Source organism: Synechococcus sp. H55.9 (assembly GCF_047462355.1).
GTDB lineage: Bacteria > Cyanobacteriota > Cyanobacteriia > Thermostichales > Thermostichaceae > Thermostichus.
Genome location: NZ_JANSJB010000090.1, coordinates 1468 through 5561, shown reverse-complemented (window position 1 = coordinate 5561; position 4094 = coordinate 1468). Strand labels below are relative to the sequence as shown.

At 61.8% G+C, this 4094-nt stretch carries 1 protein-coding gene and 1 pseudogene; one reads left to right on the top strand and one right to left on the bottom strand.

What is annotated here, in order from left to right; translation table 11 throughout:
• Positions 1–116: 116 nt before the first annotated feature.
• Positions 117–1895: a flavin reductase gene (locus tag NW857_RS10770; RefSeq protein ID WP_414368912.1), complete on the bottom strand. Its 1779-nt coding sequence runs from the start codon at positions 1893–1895 to the stop codon at positions 117–119.
• A 237-nt stretch (positions 1896–2132) separates the two neighbouring features.
• On the opposite strand from NW857_RS10770, the pseudogene NW857_RS10765 reads away from it, so the two are divergent.
• Positions 2133–4094, top strand: a pseudogene (locus tag NW857_RS10765) (type II secretion system protein); the annotation flags it as partial.

The window sequence follows — 4094 nt, the reverse complement described above, 5'->3', positions numbered from 1 at the left end:
GGTCTCTACAACTTTTCCGCCAATCTGGGCAAAACCTTTGAAGACCCCCTCAAGAATGTCTTGCATGGTCAATGGCACCCCCTGAGCGCTGAGACCAGCAAAATACTAGTACTATCTTACCCGCGCCGCATGGCGGTAACCCCCGTGGGATCCAGGACTTTGCCCCGTTCCACCTCGGCATAGACCAGGTAGCGATCGCCACACTCCATCCAGGTCTTGACACAGCACTCTAGGTAGGCCAGGGCATCCAATAGAACCGGGCAGCCATTTTCGGCAGTGGCCGTGGCCAGGCCGGCAAAGCGGTCTTCGCCAGGACGCTGGGGCCGCTGAAAGTGTCGCTGCAGGCTGCTGCCTTTGCCCTCCCGCAAGATGTTAAGCACAAAGGTCGCTTGGGGATGGATAAGCAGTTCCGCCTCGCTGTCCCTGGTTACAGAAAGGGTTAGGCCGGGGGGGTTGAAGCTGGCCTGGGCCACCGACGAGGTGAGAAAGCCGCGCGGGATCCCATCTTGCAGGGCGGTCACCACACAGAGGGATCCCACCACCCGGCTCAAGGCCTGTCCCACCCGATCCGCCTGGGTTTCGCTGCTGGTTTGGCGGGGGGCACGCGCTCGCTTGGCCTTGCGCAGCGCCTGGGCAAACTGGGATCCCGCCTCTTGGCAAGTTTGTAGGATTGCAGGGGTGGGCTTAAACTTGGCGCGGATCGTCTCAAACCCCAAAGAAAAGCCGGCATTGAGCAACTTGCTCTCGATGAGATCCACCGCTTCGCCGCTCCAGCCGTAGGAGCCAAAAACCCCCGCCAACTTGCTGGTGGGAACCGAGGAGAGGATGATGCCCAAAACCGTTTGGATCTGGACAGGGGGATGGCCGGCCAAGGTGGGGGATCCGATGATGAACCCTTGACAGCGCTCCAGGGCCTGGGCGATCTCGTCAGGGGTGGCCCATTCGCAGTTAATTCGCTCCACCGTAACCCCAGACTGTTCCAGCCCCTGAGCTAGGGCTACAGCCATCATGCCTGTATTCCCATAAGCCGAGGTGAAGAGCAATGCCACCCGCTGCTCGCCAGGATCCTCCTCGCACCAAGCGTGGTAATCCAAGCGCAGCCGCCGCAGGCTGTGGCGCACCAAGGGGCCGTGGGCAGGGGCGTAGATTTGGGCGGGAAACTCCTCCAACTTAGCCAGGGCCGCCTTCACCTGGGGCAATTGGTTGCGGTGCAAACAGTCGAAGTAGTAGCGGCGGTCTTCGCTGAGCTGCCGCCAATGCTCGTCAAACACCTGCTCGTCGCAGACATGGGCGCCAAACAGCTTGTCGGTGAACAGGATCCCGGTGGCCGGGTCGTAGGTACAAAGGGCATCCGGGTGGCGGGGCGTGGGCACGGTGCGAACGTGCAGCTCATGCCCTTCCCCCAAATCCAGGCGATCCCCGTCGCGGAGCACCCGCAGGCGGAAAGACTGGTCGCCATTGTAGGTAATGCCCAGATCGGCTGCCTCTTCTTCGTCGCGGCTGCGGGGCACGGGATCCATCTCTTCAAAGGCGGCCCGCAGCGTGATGGATCCCGGCTTGGAGCAGAGCACCATGGCGTAGGGGGCCAGGGGCAACAAAGCTTTGAGAGTAGCAATGCGGTTAAAGTTGACGTGGCTGAGCAAAATAAAGTCCAACCGCTGCAGATATTGGTGTTGGGCCAGCTCCTCCAGAAAGATGTTGGTGAACGATTCCCCCGGCGGATCGATGAGAAGGGTTTGGCGGGCCTGGATGAGGTAGCTGTTGGCGGTGGTGCCCCGTTGCCGGGCATATTCCAGCTCAAACTTCAAGCGATCCCAGGTGCGGGAGCGGAGAACCAACGTGGACGGGCCGATATGGGCCACTTGGACATCACGGGCGGGGATCCTACTCTCCATAGCAGCCTCCGATGCGGCATCTGTCTTCAGCTTGCCACGAAGCTGAAGGACTGGGGATCCCCTTTCAGAGTTGCGGGAGGCTGCGGGTTGGCTTAACCAAAAGCAAATACAGCATGAACAAGCTGGCGCTTCCCCCCAGAGGTGGGGATGTCTGAAACTCGGGATCCCTTGCATACTGTTGCTATCTTGGCACTCGCACAGGTGCTCCCTCTTTTCCCCGTTATCTGAGATACGGCCATGCCTGCTCCTTCCCCGCTGTTGCTCAAACTTGCCCTGCGTCTGCTTGGCTCTCTGAAGATCCCGGTGGATCGGCGCAGGATCCGCGAGCGTGGCTTTGTTCTACCGGTCGCCATCTTGATTGTGCTGGTGTTGAGCTTGGTAACGGTGGGCCTGCTCACCCGCTCCACCCAGCGCAACATCCAAACCCAGGTGGAACGAGCGGGGCAGACGGTTAGCCGACAACTCAACGCCGCCATCGACCGGGCGCGGGCTAAGATCGACTACCTGGTGCGGGATCCCCGCCTGCCCGCCGGCACCCCTACTGATGCCCAACTTGCCGCGGCCTTGATTAACGACGGGGCGGGAGGGCTGCTCCCGCGGGATGAGAACGAGCCCTACATCCTCCCCGATGAAACCCAGTTCGAAATTACAACCAACATCGAGGTGGAGGATCCCAACAACCCCGGGCAAACCCTGCCTGTGCCGGTACGGGCGCCGGCCTGGTGGTTTTTGGTGGACACCGACAACAACGGCGTCAACGACTCCGTAACTGTCTACACCATTCTCAACACCCGTCGGGCTGCCAGTGCCGGCTTTGAGGATAGCCGGCTAACGGATACGGAGCGGGCGCGGCGCCTGATGATCCGCAGTGGCCCTCTGCAAGGGTCGGCTCTGGGCGCTTGTACCGACAACCCCGCCGAGCAGACCGCCAACCCCAACGTGGGAGACTGGTTCCAGGTGGGATCGGCGCTGTACAAGCCTTTCCAGGTCTTTGCCGTCACTTTGCCCATTCAAGGCGCCGACTCCACCACCCGCGCCATCTCGGCTTTGCAGTTCCAGCAGGATCGGAAGCGGGATCTCCTCAACAAGTGGGGGGCCTTCAGCCGCGGCGACCTAGAGTTTTTCTTCACCCCCGGCTACAACTGGAACGGCGCCATCTACGCCGGCGGCAGCCTTTTCTTCCGCTATGCCCCCAACAACTTGTTCCGGGCTTTCACCATCAGCTCGGAGCAATCCTGCTTCTACATGCCTGTAGATAACTCGGAGATTACTGCCTTCGGAGAGCTGGTGGCAGGGGCTATTGGCTACGCCGGCCAGCAGGTGAGCGATACCCTGATTTTCGATGTTCACTCTGGCCAGCAAGACGTAGAGCCGAGCGAGTCTAAGCTAAACAACCTGAACTTTGACTCGGTGCAAAACGGGGTGGAGCCGGAGAATGTGGCCCTGGATCCGCTGGAGCTCCACCTTTTCGGCCGCATCCGCACCCGCGGATCCTATGCCTCAGATGCAGCGGGATGGGCGGCTTCTCCCCTCAACGCCAAACGGGAGCCCAACCCCGGACGGATCAAGGCCGGCGGTTTTCAGGCCGGTTCCGACCAGGTCTGCCCTCCCTACGTGGACGATGTCTATCGGGCCGACAACCGCTTTGGGCCCAAGGCCAGCTACGAACGTCCGCCCGTGACGCCTGACCCGCAGAATGGCTGCAACGTGCCCACCTTTGCCGAAAAGTTCAACGCCAGGGCAGGTGACACAATCCCGTCTGAGGCCGAAAATGAGCTGGGCGAATCCCTCACGGCCGACGAGCCGCCGCCGGGCGCACTCTCCGAGGTGGGGCTGGATGGCTACTGGGAGCGACGGGCCCGCGTGGAGGGCTTGAGGGTGATCGTGGGGCAGCGCCTGGAGCTGACCCGCACCGACTCTTTGCCGCTGCCGTTGGTGCCAGGGGGCGATCCCAATGATCCCACTAAGCTACAGGCCATTTTCATCAGCAACGAGGCGCGGCAACGCTTGACCCTGCGGGATAACCCGGCGGCGGTGCAGGCCACGGCGGTTTACCACCACAGCCACCAAGATGGGCGCTTCCCCATCGCCTGCCTGGCCACGGTGGCTCACCCCGGCACTCCCTGGAGCTTGCGGCGGGCTTCCACCTTCCCCGCCGGCGATCAGACCAACCAACTGGGCATCAACTTCTTCACCGGC